Annotated in this window: 19 protein-coding genes; 6 read left to right on the plus strand and 13 right to left on the minus strand. The window is 55.8% G+C overall.

The window, feature by feature from the left end; all coding sequences use genetic code 11:
• Window position 1: 1 nt before the first annotated feature.
• Window positions 2–724 (minus strand): substrate-binding periplasmic protein, encoded by a 723-nt coding sequence (locus tag EL386_RS14405; protein WP_126456917.1) that lies wholly within the window; start codon window positions 722–724, stop codon window positions 2–4.
• A 335-nt stretch (window positions 725–1,059) separates the two neighbouring features.
• Between EL386_RS14405 and purD the strand changes: the two genes are divergently transcribed.
• Together purD and EL386_RS14415 are read left to right on the plus strand one after the other, a co-directional pair.
• The gene (purD, locus tag EL386_RS14410; RefSeq protein ID WP_126456918.1) at window positions 1,060–2,346 is read left to right on the plus strand and encodes a phosphoribosylamine--glycine ligase; all 1,287 of its coding nucleotides are present in this window, start codon (window positions 1,060–1,062) and stop codon (window positions 2,344–2,346) included.
• A 284-nt stretch (window positions 2,347–2,630) separates the two neighbouring features.
• On the plus strand, window positions 2,631–4,148 hold the full coding sequence (locus tag EL386_RS14415) for a di-heme oxidoredictase family protein (protein WP_172597743.1): 1,518 nt from the start codon (window positions 2,631–2,633) through the stop codon (window positions 4,146–4,148).
• A gap of 421 nt (window positions 4,149–4,569) precedes the next feature.
• On the opposite strand, the gene EL386_RS14420 is transcribed toward EL386_RS14415, so the two are convergent.
• The 6 genes from EL386_RS14420 to EL386_RS14445 all read right to left on the minus strand — a co-directional run bounded on the left by EL386_RS14420 (window position 4,570) and on the right by EL386_RS14445 (window position 11,014).
• Entirely contained in the window at window positions 4,570–4,866 is a 297-nt protein-coding gene (locus tag EL386_RS14420; protein WP_126456920.1) for a DUF427 domain-containing protein, read from the minus strand.
• A 6-nt stretch (window positions 4,867–4,872) separates the two neighbouring features.
• Window positions 4,873–5,271, minus strand: a complete 399-nt coding sequence (locus tag EL386_RS14425) for a response regulator (protein WP_126456921.1) — start codon at window positions 5,269–5,271, stop codon at window positions 4,873–4,875.
• 186 nt (window positions 5,272–5,457) lie between these two features.
• Window positions 5,458–6,129: a lipid-binding SYLF domain-containing protein gene (locus tag EL386_RS14430; protein ID WP_126456922.1), complete on the minus strand. Its 672-nt coding sequence runs from the start codon at window positions 6,127–6,129 to the stop codon at window positions 5,458–5,460.
• A 53-nt stretch (window positions 6,130–6,182) separates the two neighbouring features.
• Window positions 6,183–6,530, minus strand: a complete 348-nt coding sequence (locus tag EL386_RS14435) for a Rieske (2Fe-2S) protein (RefSeq protein WP_126456923.1) — start codon at window positions 6,528–6,530, stop codon at window positions 6,183–6,185.
• 8 nt (window positions 6,531–6,538) lie between these two features.
• Complete coding sequence (locus EL386_RS14440) at window positions 6,539–6,946, minus strand: secondary thiamine-phosphate synthase enzyme YjbQ (RefSeq protein WP_126456924.1); 408 nt, start codon at window positions 6,944–6,946, stop codon at window positions 6,539–6,541.
• A 21-nt stretch (window positions 6,947–6,967) separates the two neighbouring features.
• Window positions 6,968–11,014, minus strand: a complete 4,047-nt coding sequence (locus EL386_RS14445) for an SUMF1/EgtB/PvdO family nonheme iron enzyme (protein ID WP_126456925.1) — start codon at window positions 11,012–11,014, stop codon at window positions 6,968–6,970.
• 455 nt (window positions 11,015–11,469) lie between these two features.
• Here EL386_RS14445 and EL386_RS14450 point away from each other — a divergent pair, with 455 nt between their 5' ends.
• Together EL386_RS14450 and EL386_RS14455 are read left to right on the plus strand one after the other, a co-directional pair.
• Window positions 11,470–12,081, plus strand: a complete 612-nt coding sequence (locus tag EL386_RS14450; RefSeq protein WP_172597744.1) for an MlaC/ttg2D family ABC transporter substrate-binding protein — start codon at window positions 11,470–11,472, stop codon at window positions 12,079–12,081.
• A gap of 212 nt (window positions 12,082–12,293) precedes the next feature.
• Window positions 12,294–12,605, plus strand: coding sequence for an HU family DNA-binding protein (locus EL386_RS14455; protein WP_126456927.1), 312 nt, complete (start codon window positions 12,294–12,296; stop codon window positions 12,603–12,605).
• A 69-nt stretch (window positions 12,606–12,674) separates the two neighbouring features.
• Here EL386_RS14455 and EL386_RS14460 read toward each other — a convergent pair whose 3' ends face one another.
• Window positions 12,675–13,124 carry a tellurite resistance TerB family protein gene (locus tag EL386_RS14460; protein ID WP_126456928.1) on the minus strand — a complete coding sequence of 150 codons (450 nt, stop codon included), beginning with the start codon at window positions 13,122–13,124 and terminating at the stop codon, window positions 12,675–12,677.
• Window positions 13,125–13,191: 67 nt separating this feature from the next.
• On the opposite strand from EL386_RS14460, the gene EL386_RS14465 reads away from it, so the two are divergent.
• Window positions 13,192–14,169, plus strand: a complete 978-nt coding sequence (locus EL386_RS14465; protein WP_126456929.1) for a 2Fe-2S iron-sulfur cluster-binding protein — start codon at window positions 13,192–13,194, stop codon at window positions 14,167–14,169.
• Between the two features lie 3 nt (window positions 14,170–14,172).
• Here the strand turns inward: EL386_RS14465 and EL386_RS14470 are convergent, their stop codons facing one another.
• Complete coding sequence (locus tag EL386_RS14470; protein ID WP_126456930.1) at window positions 14,173–14,529, minus strand: TusE/DsrC/DsvC family sulfur relay protein; 357 nt, start codon at window positions 14,527–14,529, stop codon at window positions 14,173–14,175.
• Window positions 14,530–14,845: 316 nt separating this feature from the next.
• Between EL386_RS14470 and EL386_RS14475 the strand changes: the two genes are divergently transcribed.
• On the plus strand, window positions 14,846–15,052 hold the full coding sequence (locus EL386_RS14475) for a hypothetical protein (RefSeq protein WP_126456931.1): 207 nt from the start codon (window positions 14,846–14,848) through the stop codon (window positions 15,050–15,052).
• Between the two features lie 16 nt (window positions 15,053–15,068).
• Here the strand turns inward: EL386_RS14475 and EL386_RS14480 are convergent, their stop codons facing one another.
• The 4 genes from EL386_RS14480 to EL386_RS14495 form a co-directional block, all read right to left on the minus strand.
• Complete coding sequence (locus EL386_RS14480; protein ID WP_126456932.1) at window positions 15,069–15,299, minus strand: hypothetical protein; 231 nt, start codon at window positions 15,297–15,299, stop codon at window positions 15,069–15,071.
• Window positions 15,300–15,406: 107 nt separating this feature from the next.
• A complete protein-coding gene (locus EL386_RS14485) occupies window positions 15,407–15,904 on the minus strand; it encodes a tetratricopeptide repeat protein (RefSeq protein ID WP_172597745.1) in 498 nt (165 codons plus the stop codon).
• 144 nt (window positions 15,905–16,048) lie between these two features.
• Window positions 16,049–16,747, minus strand: a complete 699-nt coding sequence (locus tag EL386_RS14490; RefSeq protein ID WP_232020290.1) for an HAD family hydrolase — start codon at window positions 16,745–16,747, stop codon at window positions 16,049–16,051.
• A 15-nt stretch (window positions 16,748–16,762) separates the two neighbouring features.
• Entirely contained in the window at window positions 16,763–17,605 is an 843-nt protein-coding gene (locus tag EL386_RS14495) for a DNA adenine methylase (RefSeq protein ID WP_197722112.1), read from the minus strand.
• Between the last annotated feature and the right edge of the window lie 61 nt (window positions 17,606–17,666).

The following is a 17,666-nucleotide window of genomic DNA, read 5'->3' on the forward strand; positions in this document are numbered from 1 at the left end:
CCTACTTTAATGGCAACAAATGTTTTTTCTCCAACTGGGCATAGCTACCATCTTTTTTCATAGCCACCAGGGCAGCGCTCAATTTTGGTACCAGTGCCTGGTGTCTGTTATGCAGGTATATAAACATTTCCTTAACGGCCAGCGGTGGGCTACGCAGCTGCACATCGTTCATGTCAAGGTCTCGCAACAAGTAACGGCCGCCCCAGCGCTCGTACAAAACATAATCCGTACGCCTTTTGCGTAACAGGTTAAACAACTGCTCCGCGCTGCTGGTTTTGGTCACTTCCGTAGTGACCGGCAGATTTTTCTCAAGGATCTTCCAGCCATTGACATGGGCAACGGACTTGCCTGACAGGCCAGCCCACCCCTGATGCAATTCGACCGGCTTGTAGGAGAACACCACGAATTCCCAGTCCATGATCTTTTCCGGCACCCGGATCAGGTTGAGGTAATAACGTTCAAGCCCCGCGACCCGACTCATTTCGCCGTCGATGAGACCTCGATTGGCATTCTTCAGACCGCGTTCGGCCGGCAGGCGTATGGTCTGCAGTGGGTAACCGATACGCCGAAATGCCGCAGCCGCCACCTCATCCATAAAACCATCCTGGGCGGCCGTATTCAGGGGTGGCTGGCCGGTCGTATTCATGCGTAATATCGGTTCAGCCCACAACAGACCGCCATAGGCGAGCAAGCCTACCAGCATGACGAGATATAACCGTTTCACTCCCTGCACCTTAACTGTAACGTCCCTGGTAACCCGTTTTTATCGTCATGGTTAGTATTCTTTGAATAGCCGTGTCAGGCATTTATATGCAAGCCCCAGCAATACCACACTGTCAAACTCGGGAATCGATTGGATTAAGCATAGCCTAAAGTCACCACAACAACATGTTTAGGCTGAAAGTGTCCCTTCGCTTCGATCCGGTGATCGTTTAGAATGTCGTGCTGTTACTGTATCGTCAGCCAGACCCTGTTAGTTAACTATTTGTAGCATTTTCAATTTGCTATCGCTGACATGCAGATTTCCATATGCACCAATATAGAGCGAAGAATCTGATCATGAATGTACTGGTTGTCGGCGGCGGAGGTCGCGAACATGCCCTGGCCTGGAAACTGGCACAATCACCGCGCGTTGATAAGGTTTTTGTCGCCCCCGGCAATGCCGGTACGGCACTGGAACCTAATATTGAAAATGTTGCCATCGATGTCGAGGCGATTGATGAACTCATCGCCTTCGCCAAAAATAATGACATTGCCCTGACTGTCATCGGCCCCGAGACCCCGCTCGTGCTTGGCATTGTTGATGCCTTCGAGGTAGCCGGCCTGCGTTGCTTTGGTCCGCACAAGGCCCCCTCACAGCTGGAGGGCTCGAAGCGTTTCAGCAAGGACTTCTTCGCCCGCCACCATATCCCTACCGCCGCCTACCAGACCTTTACCGAGATCGAGCCGGCCGTGGCCTACATCAAAGACCAGGGCGCACCGATTGTGGTCAAGGCCGACGGCCTGGCCGCCGGCAAGGGCGTGATCATCGCCCACACCAAACAGCAGGCCATCGATGCCGTTAATGACATGCTCGCCGGTAATGCCTTCGGTGAGGCGGGCTCTCGGGTGGTCATTGAAGCGTTTCTCAGCGGCGAAGAGGCCAGTTTTATTGTCATGGTCGATGGCACGCACATTCTGCCGATGGCCACCTCACAGGACCACAAGGCCCGTAATGAGGGGGATACAGGCCCCAATACGGGGGGCATGGGTGCCTACTCACCGGCCCCGGTATTAACCCCGGAGATTGAGGCCCGCGTCATGCGTGAAGTCATTGAACCCACGGTCCGGGGTCTCGCCGCCGAGGGCATGCCCTACACCGGATTCCTCTATGCCGGCCTGATGGTGGCCGCGGATGGCAGTGCCAAGGTCCTCGAATACAATTGTCGCTTTGGTGACCCGGAGACCCAACCGATCATGCTGCGCCTGAAGTCGGACCTCGTCGACCTGGTTGAAGCAGCCCTTGACGGCAAGCTCGACACGGTCAGCGCCGAATGGGACCCTCGCGCCTCACTCGGCGTCGTGCTCGCTGCGGCGGGCTACCCTAACAGCTACCGCAAGGGCGACGTCATTCGTGGCCTGCCCGAAGGGGAAACCGAGGGCACCAAGGTCTTCCATGCCGGCACACTGCTCAAGGACGGCCAGGTTGTCACCAACGGCGGCCGTGTGCTCTGCGCCTGTGCCCTCGGTAACAGCGTCGCCGAGGCCCAGCAGGCCGCCTATAAACTGGTCAATACGATTGACTGGGACGGCATGTACTGTCGTCGCGATATCGGCCACCGCGCCATTGCCCGCGAACACACCTAAGCGCTTTCCGGGCCAATAACGGCCTCTCATCCTACACAAAAATCAGCATTTTCTTACAAGGAAAGTGTGTGCCCGTCACGCCCCTGTCACGCTTTGTCCGGTAGAATGGACTCGTTCCAAAATCCTGCTCAAAAGGGATGCGAACAGAAAAAATAACTGTAAAGTTTAATTATAACAATAAGTTAGAATCAATGTGTCGCCCTTAGAGGAAGGCTGTGTGCAGTAGTGATATGGGCACAGGTATGACACGTACAAGTACGTTCACAACAAAAGGGAGAAATACTATGAAATTACGTAATCTCAGCGTTGCCTGCGCGATCGCGCTCGCCACGCCTGTCGTCGCCATGGCCGGCGATGATGTCGATATCGGCAAACTCTATCGTGATGATTTCCGTGTTAACCAGGACACCATTACTGATTTGAGCCGTGATGAAATCCGTCTCGCCGGTATGCGCATGTTCACCAACCCGTTCCTGAAGCAGGAAGGCTACGGTGACGGCGACGACAACCCGCCCAGCCCAACACCCGGGACGAACCACGAAGGTGAGCGCGGCACCCTGCAGGGTAATGGCACCTTCCAGCGCATTAACGGCCTGGATGCCCAGGCCTGTCTCGAGTGTCACAGTATCATCAGCCGCCGCAAGGTGCCGATGACATTCGGTATCGGTGGTGTCGGTGGCGTCAACAATAACGTGCTCGGTGCCGGGGGCGCGACTTTCGTTGACCTGACCACGAGCGACAAGCAGGCCAATATCAATGGCCGTGTCATCAACCCGCCCTTCATCTTTGGTGCCGGGGGTATCGAACTGCTCGCCAAGGAAATGACCATCAGGCTGAACCGTCAGCTGCAGCACACCGGCCCTAACGAGACCACGGCACTGCGTGCCAAGAGTGTCGATTTCGGCAGCGTCAGCAAAGATGCTGCGGGCAACATTGTTACGGTTGACCATGATGGTGACCCGAGCACTGAGGAAATCGCTGATGGTGTAGTGGGCGTGTTCGATCTGCGTCCGAAGAGGTATGTTGACGGTGCATTAGTCGATAACGATGACTTTCTTGTCGTCGCCCCATTCGGTCGCAAGGGTGACAACAAGTCCACCCGCACCTTCGACATAGGTGCCCTGTCCTTCCACTTCGGTATGCAGATTGGCAACCATGACGATGATAATGACGGCATCTCTAACGAAGTCACCGATGGTGAGTTATCTGCCCTGAGCGTGTTTGTTGCCACCGCGCAGACGCCTTTCCAGACCGAGCTGAATGCCGAGGCCCGCCGTGGTCGTCGTGTCATGAATGAGGTGGGTTGTACCGAATGCCACAAGCCGAAGATGAACACGCACAGTAAATTGCTTACCTTCAGCTCTGACGAGGTCGGTAATGACCCAACCCATGCTGTCTACTACAGCGTTGACCTGACCAAGCCACCGATGAACTTCCCCAAGAATAATCGCGGTGGTGTCACGGTGGAGTTGTTTGCGGACCTGAAGCGTCACTACATGGGACCGTCACTGGCCGAGTTTAATGGCGATGCCATGTTCACGACCATGCGCCTGTGGGGTGTGGCGGATACCGCTCCATACCTGCATGATGGCCGTGCCCTGACCATTCCTGATGCCATCAGGGAACACGGTGCCGATGCCAGCAGTGAGGCCAATCCGGCCGTGTCTGCCTTCCTTGCACGCAGTGCCGAAGACCAGGAGGCCGTGCTCGCCTTCCTCGACACGCTGCGTTCACCGGACGGTACCTTCCCGCGCCTGCAACGCCTGGCGAAGGATGTTGCCACGGTACAGGGTGTAGACTAATAACGGTTTCTTAACACCGTTATGCAGACGCGGGGACTTCGGTCCCCGCGTTTTTTTTGCCTTGACCTCACTGGGACAGTGAGGTAGGGATCATAGATGCCTTTCAGGCATCATCATGAATACCCCACTCACGTCTAGTGAGTCTGGGCAACTCATAATGACCAGAACCTGCGGAGCAGGTGCAGGAAATCCCTAATGAAGCTCGTAGAGATTCTTGGGAGAAACCCGTTAGGGTTCTGTGAGCGCCCTGACACTCCGAAGGAGGGTGGTGGCTCATAGAAGCTTTTCAAGCTTCATCATGAGTACCCTACGCTTCCAGCGTCAGGGCGCTCAAAGAAACTTTTCAAGCTTCATCATGAGTACCCTACGCTTCCAGCGTCAGGGCGCTCAAAGAAACTTTTCAAGCTTCATCATGAGTACCCTACGCTTCCAGCGTCAGGGCAACTTCGACATCTTTCCAGAAGGCAACATGGTCTTTAATCCGGTCTGCGGCGGCTTTCGGCGCAGGGTAATACCAGGCCGCATCAGGATGGGTCTGTCCGTTCACAACAAGGTGGTAATAATGTGCTGTGCCCTTCCATGGGCAGGCAGTGGTAGTCGGGGAGTTTATAAAATACTCGGCATGGATCGCCGCAGCAGGGAAATAGATGTTGCCTTCCAGCTCAACACAGGCATCGCTCTCGGCGAGTAACACCCCTTGCCAGCGTGCCTGCCACACAAGAGATTACTCCGACGGCCCCTGCAGGGCCTTCTTCACCTCTTCGAGCAGACGCTCGGCACGAATCGGTTTGGCAAGAAATTGATAACTACCATCCTTGTTATCGACCATCATCTCCTGTTCCTCGGAAATAATACTGGTCAGGAAGATAATCGGGATATCCTTGGTGGCGATATTCTCTGACAAGTGATGGGCGGTCATACCACCACTCATATCCGGCATCATCACATCCAGAACGATCAGGTCAGGTAATTCCAAACCCGCCAGTTCGATACCGCGCGTCCCGTTAGGGGCCGATATCACTTTATAACCTTTATGGCTGAGTAATTCTTCAAGAAAGGAACGGAAGGAATCATCGTCATCGACGACGAGAATTTTTTCCATTTTCATACCGTTATCAGCCATTCAATAACATCTCCTACCCGTATACCCATCCTTAGACAGATTCTTGTTGTTTTTCCCGGGTTAAGATTGCTTACCCAAAATCCGCTACGAGTGTACACCAAAGGATTTATCAATAAAACAAGATGTCTTGTTGCTTAACCGTCTCATAGGTTGTTGCAAAACAGCATATCTTCGCAACGCATAAAGTCAGGGCCTTGAGACCTGACGCAGTATGTCTCTCAGGGCCTCGGCCTTATCCTTGCCGAAGGTGTTGTGTAACAGCACCTCTTCAGCACTGATCTTGCGACCATAATACTTTTGACTATAGTTATCGTTCAGGCTGACGATCCCGCCCTCCAGCGATACCCCGGCAAACAGGCCCCGGCTGCGGGCATAGGAATAGATGTCTGCGACCAGATTACCTGTGGTCGCCGTTTCATTACGCACCCCGACCGGTCCGGCGGCAATACTCAAATCGGCACCCAGTTTCACCTTGTTATTCATCACCGACCGCAGGCCGCGCTCATTCATGATCACCATCACGACCTCCGATGATGAAACACCAATCTGCAGACCGACACTCGCCAGGGCCAGGGAATAAAAGACCGGTGCACTCCACTCACCACTCTGATGATCATGGGAAAGTAAGATACCCGTCCCCCCGGCACCGCCCCAGACGAGTCCGGCCTTAATATAAGAAGGCACGATCAGGACACCGTGCGCCTGCGACAACATCGAACGGAATGCGCCTTGATTGGGATCCTCTTGCAATGCCTTGATAACGAGTCTGGCATCATCGACAAGTTCACTGGCGTCATCTGCATGACTAGGCGATGTAAATAGACTTAGTCCCAGTAAAATGGTTATCAGGTATTTCATAGCTTCTCTCCTGTCGGCATTACACCATCGGCCCCGCTATGGCGCAAGCAGGTCTAATGTGCCGCACAAACAATGTATTCACCCCGGATGGAGACAGGCCATGGCTCAAGACTCTTACCCGCGCAAGGCCCCCGGATACAATAACCATCTTCTAGACGAAACAACGCACCGTGTACGGAGCATTGCAGGTACTCGCCACTGCCATCGAAAAACTGATCGGGTACCCAGTCAAGGTTGATACCGGTGTGCGGACAATGGTTTCGATAGCCATACACAACCGCCCCCTGGCGGACGATAATCACGGCCAGTACCTGCCCCCCGTTATCGACACTGAAACCTCTCGCCGTGTCGTCGACCATATCATCAAGGCGGCAAAGCACCTCCTCTCTGAGATTATCCATACCGCCCCCTATTCACTGATGTGGACCACCAGGCGGCGGAGACTGCCACGGTGACGGTGTTCCCAGAGATACACCCCCTGCCAGGTACCGAGGGCAAGTTGCCCTTTCACCAGCGGGATACTCAGCGAGGTCGCTGTCAGTACCGATTTGATATGCGCCGGCATATCATCGACACCTTCATCGGTGTGCGTATAGAGGGGGTCATTTTCGGCGACCAGACGGTTTAACCAGTTGTGCAGGTCTGCCTGTACAGCCGGGTCGGCATTTTCCTGAATAATGAGACTGGCCGAGGTATGTTGAACAAAGAGCGTACACAGGCCCTCGCCAATACCCGCGTCACTGACTGCCGCAGCAAGCTGTGCAGTCATGTCATATAAACCCTGACCACGTGTGGTAACCGATAAATGCTTAATCACAACAAACCCTGGTGGAGAAACTTATTCGCGCACCAGTCGGATGCCAATCGTATTCAGGCGACTGTCGATGGCATACTGTGTGCGTTTTTTCAGGCGCAGACTGTCAGACGGGCTATTAAAGGCGCCACCGCGCACCATGCGCTGCTGACAGTCGCCACGCTGCCAGGCGGAACCATCCACAGGTGCGCCGCGGTAATTACTATTGGCACAGTCCTGCAGCCACTCACTGACATTTCCTGCCATGTCATTCAGGCCAAAGGCATTGGCCTTGAATGAACCGATGGCCGCCGGCCCGGCACGGTCCCACTGACTACCGCAATCAAAACAATTGGCCTGACCCTTGCCGATCTCTTTACCCCACGGGAAACGGCTGGTCACCCCGGCACTGGCGGCATATTCCCACTCTGCCTCGCTCGGCAGACGATACTTGCGCCCGGTCTGGGCCGATAACCACTTGGCATATTTCACCGCCTCCAGCCAACTGACTTTTGTTACCGGCTCGTTATCCTTGCGCCCCTTCACAGCCGCAGCGGAACTGCCCGTGGCCTGCACATAACGGCGGAAGTCTGCGACGCTGACCTCGTAACGTGACATGGCAAAACTACGCAGGCTCACCTCATGCTGCGGTCGCTCATCAAACTCCGGTGAAGACGAGGGGCTGCCCATACTAAAACGCCCCGCCGGGATCAGTGCCATAGCCGGGGCCTTGCCCCCTAGCTTGAGCGGGTCCTGAATATATATTGGCTTATGTGTTACCGGCTTGGGCTCAGACTTAATACCCGTCACGGCCTGGGGACTGGTGGGTGACTCGATTAGTGGTGAGGGTATGGCTAAAGGTGCCCTGGCAATTTCTGTTTCGTCAACACCAGGTGCCGGTACGGGTTCGGGCACCACCTGCGCAGGCGCCGTCGCAACCCGGGTAGGCGCCTTGTCACCGCCACTTAACCACCAGCCTAAAACCCCGACGACAATCACGGCGGCAACACCGATGCCGGCATATAACTTGCCGCGCCGACTTTTTTCTTCACTGGCGAGACGGGACTCGATCACCTGCTCGGTAAACTGCGAAACAAATACCGACTCCTCATCAAATGCTTCACTGATCAGTTTTTCGATATCATCCTGACCATCGACGAAGCTGGATGGCACCACGACAAAATCATCCTCCGCCCCGGGATCGCCCATTACGATGATCTCGGCCTCATCGTTATCTGTCTCCAGCAGCGGTGCGATCTCTTCGATATTGACCTGTTCTATCGGCAAATCCGTATCCATTGCCGCGACGGGTGTGGCCTTGCTGGCTTTATCCTCATCGACCACACGTTGTTTTAACGACTCGGCATCGGCGCGCATTTTATGGATCATGCTGTCGGCACGTTTCTGTGCGGCCTCGGCCTCGAGCTGCAAACGCTGACCGTCACGTTCGGCCTGTTGCCGCGCCATCTCGGCCTCATTAGCCAGGCGCGCCGCCTCCTGCTCGGCCTGTTGACGTGCCACATCCGCCTGCTGCTTGATGCGTTCGGCCTCTTCTTCGACCTTACGCCGGGTGGTCTCGGCCTCGGCCTGGATACGCTTGGCATCTTCTTCGGCTGCCAGCCGCGCGGCCTCGGCCTCTTCACGTATCTGACGTGCTACCGCCTCAGCCTGTTGCCGCGCCGCTTCGGCCTCTTCTTTCAGACGCAGGGCCTCACTGGCCTCGAGCCGCGCGGCCTCGGCCTCAGATTCCAGACGCACCAATGCGTCGGCATTTTCATTCTCGACATCCATGCGCGCCGCCTCAACCTCGGCACCCAGGCGCGCCGCCTCTTCCTCCGCCCGGAGGCGGGTACTCTCGGCCTCGGCCTTAATCCTGGCCGCCTCTTCCTCCGCCCGGAGGCGGGTACTCTCGGCCTCGGCCTGACGTCGATTCAACTCTTCTTCAAGCTGGTGGCGACTGGCCTCGGCCTCGGCCTTCAGACGCGCCGCCTCTTCTTCTGCGCCCAGACGTGCCGCCTCGACCTCGCGCATTTTATGTTGTTCCTCTTCGGCCTTGATCCGGGCCTGTTCGGCCTCGGCCTTGATCCGGGCAACCTCCTGCTCAACCTTGAGCCGCACCTCTTCCTGTGAAGAAAGGAAACCGGCATGTTCGGCTTCGGCGCGCAGCTTCTCGGCCTCGGCCTCGGTCAGCAGGCGCGCCGCCTCCTGCTCAATTTCAAAACGGGCCGCCTCGGCCTCGGCAACGATCCTCGAGGCCAGTTCCTCGGAACGCAGCCGAGCCTCTTCCTCGGCCTCGGCCCGTACCCGTTCGGCCTCGACACGCAGGCGTTCGGCCTCCGCCTCGGCCTTTTCACGCGCTGCCAGCTGCTCTTTTTGCAACCTTTCTGTCTCAGCCTGTGCCTGCTCCTTCGCCGCGCTCGCCTCGGCCCGGATACGTTGTGCATCGTCTTCTGCGGCCTGGCGTGCCGCCTCGGCCTCCGCCTTCAAACGCGAGGCCTCCCCGGCGGCGATCTCACGTGCCGTCTCGGCCTCTTCTTTCATCTTTATCGCCTGTGCGGCGGCCTGCTGTTCCACCTGCTCACGTTGTTCACGCAAGGCGCTTAATTCCACCTCGGCCTTCTCACGTGCGGCCTCTCTTTCTGCCTTCAACTTGCTGGCCTCGGCCTCAGCCTTGTCACGCGCTACTTGTGCCTCATGTTTGATCCGGGTGGCCTCTTCCTCGACCTCTTTACGCTTCTGGATCTCTTCCTCGGCCTTTTTACGTGCAGCCTCCTGCTCGATCTGCATCTGTGCCACGGCCTCTTCGGCCTTGAGTCGTTTGCGGGTTTCCTCCTCGGCGAGGCGACTGGCGTCTTCCTGCGTGGCCTTGAGCCGGACGAGCTCGGCTTCAACCTGGGCACGACGTTCACTCTCCGTCGCGGCGCGTTGCTCGGCATCCTGCTGTGCCGCCGTCTTGTCTGCGAGCTCTGCTACAGCCTGACGGGTATTGATATCGACAACCGTGGTATCCGGTTTTTTTGTCTGGGGAGACTCAGTGGCCACCTGGCTGACCATTTCCGGAGTGTATCCGCCTGCCAGCACATAGGCATCAAAGCCACGCTGACTGAGTAAGAAGGCCGCCACTGAGCTACGTTTGCCGGTGTCGCAATAGATGACGTATTTACGCGTGGGCTTCAGTCGTTCGGCATTGCTGCGCAGGATCGACAGGGGAAAATTATGGCTGCCGGCAATGCAGGACTGCTTGTATTCGTTCGGTGCCCGAACATCCAGCCAGACCCCGCCGTCTTCGACGATCATCATCGCTTCGTCCTGGCTCACCCAGTTAATAAGCGGTTGTATCATCAGACTGTCGAAATCATCCTTAGACAGCCGCATGAGAACCCCGTCACTGAGCATGGTCACCGTGGCATTTCGCAGGGTCTCGGCGATCAGGGCCTCCTCACCAAACGAGTCCCCTGCATTAAGTTCCGCCACAACCCGTGACTGGTTATTTTTTTCGACACTCACCTGGCAACGCCCACGACGCACCATAAAAAAATAATCGCCGCGTTCGCCCTGGCGGATGATGACATCATCGGTCTGTACCGCGACCTCCTCCATACGCATAAACAGGGCCTGGATATTTTCCGCCGGCAACTTGGCAAAGGTCTCGGACTGCAGCATCTGGCTCATCCAGTCGCTGTCTTCCTCTTCAAGGACCTCGCTGACCTCATAGGTCTCCTGCTGTGGCCCATTGCTATTGAGCAGATTATCGAGCAACTGGGGGTCTATACGCACGAAACTGACGGCATTCTTGGCCACGGCCGTCAGCTGGCGCGGGATATGGTGGGCAAGCGGATAACGAGAATGTTCGGTACCCCCCACCACGGTATCGACCACGCTCTTGCCAGACATCATGGCGACCTTGCCGGCCAGGACGTAGACGGCACGCGCATCCTTGTCACCCTCGCTAAAGAGCTTGTCGCCTGATTTAATTTCCTGGATATGGGTACCGGCAGCCAGTTCGGCGAATTTTTCATCCGACAGGGCGCTGATCGGCACCAACATGCGTAAACTCGTCTTCAGGTCTTCATTTTTTTCGACCGCAGCCATGTCCTGTCCCTACGTTATCCGGTATCACGTTATTCGTTATATTTAGAATGGGCGTGACACAGCGACAGCGCTCGTAACGCGCCCATCACATCATTTCACTCGCATTCCAAGATAAATGAGGACCACTGTGCGGTAATGAGTAACACGTCACAATCCCTGTTATTTAGGCGGGAAGGCCCATTCATTGGTGCATAGCGCCCGCCTGCTGCCGGCGTTGAAACAACCCTGGCAAGGAATTCCCTCTTAGTTAACAGCCAATTAGACGCTACTGTTAACGCACTCTAATAAATAAGATAACAGGTTTTTCCTCAAGGTAAAGGCCAATGCGGCCGATTTGTCAGTGAAAGCCTACAGCGAACACTGACATTTTCGACTTTTATGTTGTCTCAAGGGAGGGGAGAATATGCCCCGCCTTGTACCTGGCGACCATTATATTGATGGAGAAACCAAAGACCATGCGATACCTGACCCTGCTGACTGTACTACTAATGTGTAATCTGAGTTCGCTCGCTGCCGAGCCCCTGCCGTCAGCACGGGCACTGGTGCAGAAGACCGCCGCGCAGGTCACGAGTCGTATCCGGGCGGACCGACCGCTGATCGACAGCAATCCGCAACACCTGCAAAGCCTGATCGACGAACTGATGATGCCGCACATCGATTTTCAGCGCATGTCAAAATGGGTACTGGGCAAATACTGGCGTCGCGCCAGTGACGAACAACGCGAGCAATTCGCCACTGAATTCAGCCAGCTCATCCTGCGTACCTATTCCACCGCCCTGCTTGAATACAGCGACCAGGAGGTTGCCGTATTACCCGTGCGTGCCGCCGCAGATGCCCGTGAGGTCACCGTCCGTACCGAGGTTCAACCCGACCAGGGGCCGGCGATCCCGATCGCCTATGACCTCTATCTCAATCCACAGGGGCAGTGGAAGGTCTACGATGTGTCCATTGACGGCATCAGCCTGATCGCCAATTACCGCTCCAGCTTTTCCTCCCAGATACGACGTAGCGGTATCAGTGCCCTGCTGACGCAACTGCATGCACGAAACCAGCAGGCAATAAAATAATTTTGTCAAGCCCATCTTCGGATCATGATTTGCATTACCGTGCAAACCGCGATCCAATATGGCACATTTTTATAGCTCTATATCAGTATAAAAATCACCCCGAATGAAAAATTTACTTGCATTGTAGCGGTAAAGTTGTGCTATCTTACGCACACACTATACGAACAGGATCGTTTGCAATCCGAAAATAACGAATTCATCAGGAGTTACCGATGGCAGCAAAGAAACCAAAAACCAAATCCGAAATTCTCAAGACAATCGCTGAAAACACCGAGTTGACCAAAAAAGATGTCACCGCCGTGTTTGATGAACTGGCAGGGATGATTCAAAAAGATATGAAGAAGAACGGCCCGGGTGTTTTCACCATCCCTGGTCTGGCCAAGGTTAAGGTTGTGCGCAAGCCGGCCACCAAGGCACGCAAGGGCACTAACCCATTCACCGGCGAAGAGATGATGTTCAAGGCCAAGCCGGCCCGTAACGTCGTCAAGCTGACCGCGCTGAAGGCCCTGAAAGATATGGTCTGAGGCCTGCGTCCAGGTGCATAAAAAGGGAGGCCTCGGCCTCCCTTTTTATTGTCTTGTTGAATAGCTGCCTCAGTCGCCCATCGCCCGGTGCTTGGCCGCAATGAAGGCCGTGTGCGGCACATAGAGCAGGTCAGCAATCTGCCGGACAAAGGCCTCTTCATACTTGTCCAGCACGGCATCGCTGAGTGCCACCTGCCAGAGCATTTCCACCACTTGCTGTTTTTCCCCCTGGCTGAAGTGTTCATTGAGCAGGCGGGTAAACTCCTGCAGGCATACCGCATGCCTGGCCGTCTCGGCGGCAAGCTCCAGCAGTTCGGCGACGGTGGCGGCATCGAGCTGGAAGTACCGACACAATATCCCGGTTATGGCGTCTCGCTCACGGGCCTCGATATGGTCGTCGGCCTGGGCCATTTCAAACATCAGGGTCGCCGTGGCCACGCGCAGGCTACGCGCATCAACCGGCTCAGGACCCGAGCTCAGGACACGTTGTTGAAAAAAATCTCGTATAGAATTCAGCATACTGATCCGGGTTTTTATCCTCAAGTAAATCGACTGCTATAGTGTAGAGACAATACAGGAGTGCGTCATGCCCGCACGGGTCACATTATACCCGAGCCAGATCAGCTTTGAGGCCGCCAGGGGCGAGAGTTTACTCACAGCCGCCCTGCGTGCCGGCTTGAATGTTGATTATGGTTGCAGCAATGGCAGCTGTGGGCGTTGCCTGGCCTACCTGAAAAGTGGTGAAGTGGTGCCGGTCGCCCACCATGACTATATCATCTCTACTGCAGACAAGGCGCAGGGTGGCCTGCTCATGTGTTGCCAGGCCGCAAGCGGCGATGTCTCACTCGAGGCACGGCTCGCCCATGACGGCACCGAGATCCCCCTGCAACAGCTTCGCGCCAAGGTGCGTAAACTGGAGCACTGCGATGCCCATACCCTGCTCCTGCAATTACGCACCGCCCGCTCCAAAACACTGCGTTTTATTGCCGGCCAACATGCCCGCCTGCATCTCGTCAATGGCCTCGAACGCGAGTTGCCTATCGCCAGTTGCCCCTGTGATGGAATGAATCTCGAATTTCATCTGCACCGTGACGCCAGTGACCGCTTCACCGAGTATGTCTTTAATGAACTGAGCAACAGTACCTGGGTCGACATAGAGGGTCCCTGCGGCGATTTCACCCTCGACGAGGATGACCCCAGCCCGATCCTGTTTATCGCCTGGGGTGCCGGCTTTGGGCCAATCCGCAGCCTGATTGAACACTGCCTGTCACTGGAGTTGACACAGACAATACGCCTGTTCTGGGTCATTCACGAAGGGGAGGTCCATTATGCCGAGGGCTACTGCCGTGCCGTCGCCGATGCCTTTGAAAATATCCACTTCCATGCCTTGCAAACCGAGACGGCAGATGAGGCCCTGCAACAGATCCGTGAACAGGCGGTTGACCTGGCTGGCTGGCATGCCTACATTGCAGCCCCACCCACGATCATTGACCGCTGTACTGAACAGCTTGGTCAAATCGGCCTGCAGGCGAATAAGGTGAAATCAGACCCGCTGGTGGCCTGACAATTAACCTGGCCAGTCCACGCAATCATTCGGCATTGGCAAGCCGGCAATGCGACAGCCTTGCCGGGAGGGACCGTTCGGGAACAGGTTATAGAGATGTTTCTTGTTGCCGACCTCTTCGCCAAACTCCTTGGCCAGGACTTTAACCAACAAGCGGACATTCGGCGAGCTGCCGTACTTGATATAGTGTTGACGTAAAAAATTAACAACCTGCCAGTGTGCATCGGTGAGCGATATCTTTTCCTCAGCTGCCAGTGATTGTGCGATCTCTTCCGACCAATCATTCAGGTCGAGCAGAAAACCGTTGGGGTCGGTATTGATAAGGTCTTCATCAATGATGTAGTTCATAATACTGGTCATAACATCTTCCTTAATTCATGCGTACAAAAACTAAAACCACATTGGAAACCGTGCATGACTAATTTACACCCACAACCCCCTCGAATTAAAGCCTTTTATTTGTGCAGTAATAGGGGGATTAAAACCTGGGTTACGCTAAAAGAATAAAGGCACTTATCATCACAAGCGGCAAAGCGATTGAAACAAAAGGTTCATCAGCATATCACTACATACCTCAATTAATCTGAGTTGTGCAGCGCATAAACTTTACCAATTAGACAGCCCGGGGAGTACGTGGTCTTCTTGGCGCCGGGATCATCGTACAAGGGGTAGTACTATGGTTAGGCCAGCACCGGCAATTGGTACACGTTATGACATTGCACCCGATGATCACATGGAGGTCATCGCCATCGGCACACGCGGCATCGTAGTGGAATACTCGGATGGCCGGGTCGAGCTTGTCGCCGGTGAGCACTGGCCATTACGCCAACGTGAAGTACTACGTCACGCCAACACACGGCGGGGATACGGGGCCAGCCCGTAATAAAAGCGGACGACGACTAGTTCTCCCACTCCTCGATTCGCGGTTTCTCACGCCGGGTCGTCAGCAGGATACGTGCCTGTCTTTCATTATCGGCAAACACGAGACGGAAGTGATTCAGGTCTTCATTTGGGTAAGCCGCGCGCATGTCCTTGACCTGTTGCTTGGCATCACGGTAACTGTCATGCGAATCCTGCAGTTCAAGCTGGTTGGTCTTTTCCGGAAAAAATCTGTACACAAAATAAGGCATGCCGGGATCTCCGTTGGCGACTATCACCCTGTAACCAAAGGGTCTTCCACCACAATTGGCGGGGTCGGCACATTAGCATACCGTTGTCACCGCTGTCGAGATGCGGCCTAGCCAGTGGCACGCTGGCGCCAGAAATTCGCCTGCAGGGGGTCCCGGGGCAGACCGTACCAGCCCCGGCTATAGGCACTGGCCAGCAGTTCCTGGGCCTGTCGATTGCCGCTGCGTGCCGCGCTGCGGAACCAGTAGACGGCCTCTTCTTCATCCCTTTCCACCCCTCGCCCGGAGGTATAGAGGATCCCCAGGTTGGTCTGTGCCCCGCTATGCCCCTGCTCGGCGGCGCGGTGCAGCCAGTAGGCGGCGCGTTCGCTATCACGCCCCACGCCGAGGCCAAGGCTGTACATAAAACCCAGACTGTTCTGGGCCTGGGCCAGACCCTGTTCCGCCGCCCCCCGGTACCAGCGCAAGGCCTCATGAATATCGGACTCAACCCCGTAGCCGTATTCATACATCACCCCCATCAGGTATTCGACCTTGAGCTGCATCGGGTCATGCCGCGGTGAGCGAAATGGGATGATCTGTGCGCCCTGCCCTGCTGTTACTGCCATTTGTCTTCTCCCTGGGTCACGCCCCGTGCGCGACACACATGTCTGTTTAATCAACATTTGTGCCAAGCACAAAAACTAATTAATTAACAATCAATTAGGTGATATTTTTTATACCTAAAAAGAAATGCCGGATGACCCAGGGCGTCACATAGTGACCCCGAGGCGGTCCAGCAGGGGCAAGAGTTCGTCGAGTCCGGCGATTTCGTGGCGGGCCTGTCGACGACGGTGGTCCATAGCCGCCTTGTCCAGGCGTGCGGCGACAAAGTGGGTCAGCAGGACACTGTGCATACCGAGCGCGCTGGCACCGGCGTGCTCCTGGCTACCACCATCCCCCACAAAGGCCGCCTCAGCGGGCTGCACCGCGAGTTGTCGAAGGGCCTGTTGGTAAATCGCCGCATCCGGTTTGGCATGGCCACAGTGGCAGCTGAAGACCGTGGTATCAAAACAGTCGGCCAGTGGCGAGTCTGGCCAGGCATCGACCTCACCGGTCGAGGCATTTGATATCAGGGCCAGCTTCAGGCCGCGCCCACGTAAACGCCACAGATGTTCCAGCACCCCGGCCTCGACATGGCGCAGGGTATAATCAAAGCGTGCCTTGCGCTCATCGGCCGCCTCATGCAGCAGTGCCTGGGGGATGGTGGGGTCGAGACTGTGCGCCAGTTGTCGCACCACCTCGCGGTAGTCCGTCGCCTGGCAGATTTCATGGGCTGAGCTGAAACAGACACGGTTCCAGTCCTCACGATCCAGGCCAAGGATATCCGCGGTATAACGTCCCGGTGTACCCGGGCTGCGACCGACATCCACCAGGGTATGGAACAGGTCAAAACAGACGGCGCGGATCATCAAAGATAACCCACCTTACGTGAACAGCGCCAAGACCTCGGCGGCATGTCCACGCCGATGGGCGTTACAACTGATGGTACGGCGTACCGGGAAGGTCGTGCACTCGGCATTGCGATATACCCGCTGGGTGAAGGGCGTGTCGTGATTGGAGATGATCACCGTCACCCCGCGGGCGGCCAGTTTTTCCGCCTGCCCGGCCAGGGCCAGCTGTTCGGCCTCGCCAAAACCCCCGGCACTGTAGGCAGTGAAATTGGCCGTTTTGCTCAGCGGCACATAGGGCGGGTCACAGTAGACGATGTCGCCACGACGCGCCTTGCGCATGGCGGCCAGGAAACTTTCGTTGGTAAAGCGCGCCTGCCTGACCTGGCGGTGAAAATTTTGCATTTCCTGTTGTGGAAAGTACGGCCGCACGTAACGTCCAAAGGGGACATTAAAACCGCCCTGGCTGTTATAACGACACAGGCCGTTATAACCATGGCGGTTCATATAAACGAACAGGGCCACACGCAGGTAAGGGTCATCGGTCTCATTAAAGGTCTTGCGCAGGCGATAATAAGTGGCTTCGTTATTATTCCGCGCCACAAACCATGACTTGATATAGGCAATGAACTCATCGCCCTCATCCTGCAGGGTGGTATAGAGGTTGATGAGATCAGCATTGGTGTCGTTGAGCACATTCAGGTCGTAGTTTGTATTCAGGAACAGTGCACAGGAACCGGCAAAGGGTTCGATCAGACGCCGTCCTTTGGGCAACAGCGGCAGGATACGATGCATGAGCCGGTATTTGTTTCCGGCCCATTTTAAAAATGGTCGTGATACGCCTGCGTTATTCATATCCGGGTCTTGGTCATGTCGCATGCCGAGCCAACCTGACCTTAGCCATACACCTTGTTATTCGTATTGTCAGGCATTCTATCTC

The organism is Sulfuriflexus mobilis (assembly GCF_003967195.1).
Lineage (GTDB): Bacteria > Pseudomonadota > Gammaproteobacteria > AKS1 > AKS1 > Sulfuriflexus > Sulfuriflexus mobilis.

What these genes read in the sequence shown, in the direction of transcription:
- purD (WP_126456918.1), top strand. Translation starts at nt 1,060, where the DNA reads ATGAATGTACTGGTTGTCGGCGGCGGAGGTCGCGAACATGCCCTGGCC.
- EL386_RS14415 (WP_172597743.1), top strand. Translation starts at nt 2,631, where the DNA reads ATGAAATTACGTAATCTCAGCGTTGCCTGCGCGATCGCGCTCGCCACG.
- EL386_RS14425 (WP_126456921.1), bottom strand. Translation starts at nt 5,271, where the DNA reads ATGGCTGATAACGGTATGAAAATGGAAAAAATTCTCGTCGTCGATGAC.
- EL386_RS14430 (WP_126456922.1), bottom strand. Translation starts at nt 6,129, where the DNA reads ATGAAATACCTGATAACCATTTTACTGGGACTAAGTCTATTTACATCG.
- EL386_RS14435 (WP_126456923.1), bottom strand. Translation starts at nt 6,530, where the DNA reads ATGGATAATCTCAGAGAGGAGGTGCTTTGCCGCCTTGATGATATGGTC.
- EL386_RS14445 (WP_126456925.1), bottom strand. Translation starts at nt 11,014, where the DNA reads ATGGCTGCGGTCGAAAAAAATGAAGACCTGAAGACGAGTTTACGCATG.
- EL386_RS14450 (WP_172597744.1), top strand. Translation starts at nt 11,470, where the DNA reads ATGCGATACCTGACCCTGCTGACTGTACTACTAATGTGTAATCTGAGT.
- EL386_RS14455 (WP_126456927.1), top strand. Translation starts at nt 12,294, where the DNA reads ATGGCAGCAAAGAAACCAAAAACCAAATCCGAAATTCTCAAGACAATC.
- EL386_RS14460 (WP_126456928.1), bottom strand. Translation starts at nt 13,124, where the DNA reads ATGCTGAATTCTATACGAGATTTTTTTCAACAACGTGTCCTGAGCTCG.
- EL386_RS14465 (WP_126456929.1), top strand. Translation starts at nt 13,192, where the DNA reads ATGCCCGCACGGGTCACATTATACCCGAGCCAGATCAGCTTTGAGGCC.
- EL386_RS14470 (WP_126456930.1), bottom strand. Translation starts at nt 14,529, where the DNA reads ATGACCAGTATTATGAACTACATCATTGATGAAGACCTTATCAATACC.
- EL386_RS14475 (WP_126456931.1), top strand. Translation starts at nt 14,846, where the DNA reads ATGGTTAGGCCAGCACCGGCAATTGGTACACGTTATGACATTGCACCC.
- EL386_RS14480 (WP_126456932.1), bottom strand. Translation starts at nt 15,299, where the DNA reads ATGCCTTATTTTGTGTACAGATTTTTTCCGGAAAAGACCAACCAGCTT.
- EL386_RS14485 (WP_172597745.1), bottom strand. Translation starts at nt 15,904, where the DNA reads ATGGCAGTAACAGCAGGGCAGGGCGCACAGATCATCCCATTTCGCTCA.
- EL386_RS14490 (WP_232020290.1), bottom strand. Translation starts at nt 16,747, where the DNA reads ATGATCCGCGCCGTCTGTTTTGACCTGTTCCATACCCTGGTGGATGTC.
- EL386_RS14495 (WP_197722112.1), bottom strand. Translation starts at nt 17,605, where the DNA reads ATGCGACATGACCAAGACCCGGATATGAATAACGCAGGCGTATCACGA.